The organism is Vibrio sp. OPT46, assembly GCF_015163535.1.
GTDB classification, from domain to species: domain Bacteria; phylum Pseudomonadota; class Gammaproteobacteria; order Enterobacterales; family Vibrionaceae; genus Vibrio; species Vibrio alginolyticus.
Genome location: NZ_JADDYG010000231.1, coordinates 1 through 929, shown reverse-complemented (window position 1 = coordinate 929; position 929 = coordinate 1). Strand labels below are relative to the sequence as shown.

Sequence of the window (929 nt, the reverse complement as noted above, 5' to 3'; positions counted from 1 at the left end):
AAAAACCGGCGTGGTCAGCGCTGGCGGTATAGCCAACGATCATCGGTTTTCGATTGAGTAGAGTATTCTCGCCATGGCTTGAGTCGACTTCAGCTAGGATAGTGTCTTCAGAAAAGTGGAGAAAGAAATCTTCGTAGTCAACTCCATTCAGTTCTGCTTGGTTACGTATATCGTTTTCCAGCCAACCTGAGTTAAGTTCCAGCTTTTGGTTGTACATGTAACCAAGCGCTTTTACACGCTCGTTATCACTCTTATTTTCGTAAGCTCCAAACACGATATCGGCATTATCCAACTCCCATTCAAGTGCAGCGGCAGCAGAGATAGGCTTATCTTGAAGATCAATACCCTGTTCATGCAACCCAGGTAATACGATTGCTGTTCTACTCCAAACGTTGGGTACAGAAAGCAAGCTCAAAGAAATGAGTGTAACGAGAGAAAAACAATGCGACTTCAACATGGAGTTATCCCATTAATACTTAGATGACTCAAATTAAGAGTCAGATACAAAGAGAAATTATAGTCCATTCGCGAAGTCGTAATCAGGACCCTGCCATAGAGGACTTTACAGGAAAACTAACAGGGGATGCTGTGCAAAAATGAGCGGGTGTACTTGGAATAGATCATCCTCATAGACTCAAAACTTCCTCTACACGTCAGCACAAAAATAACCACCATTTTAACCTTGTTTCGGTCGTCACCATGTTGTTGGATTTTTCTTCAACAAATTCAGTTAAAACTAACTCTTCAAACCAGTCAGATACTCTGTCTTGGTGGTAGCTGATCATACAAAAAATTAACAAATTAAATTTTTATACATTTTTATTGCATAAAAAGTCCATTTGAGTAATATAAATACCAAGTGACAATTAATGCGGTATGTCAGCATGACTATTCAGGTAAGCGGAATCAATAAATCCTACGGTGAGACA

Annotated in this window: 1 pseudogene; it reads right to left on the bottom strand. The window is 39.9% G+C overall.

What is annotated here, in order from left to right:
- Positions 1-457 (bottom strand): annotated as a pseudogene (locus tag IQR33_RS09425) (hypothetical protein); the annotation flags it as partial.
- Positions 458-929: the final 472 nt, after the last annotated feature.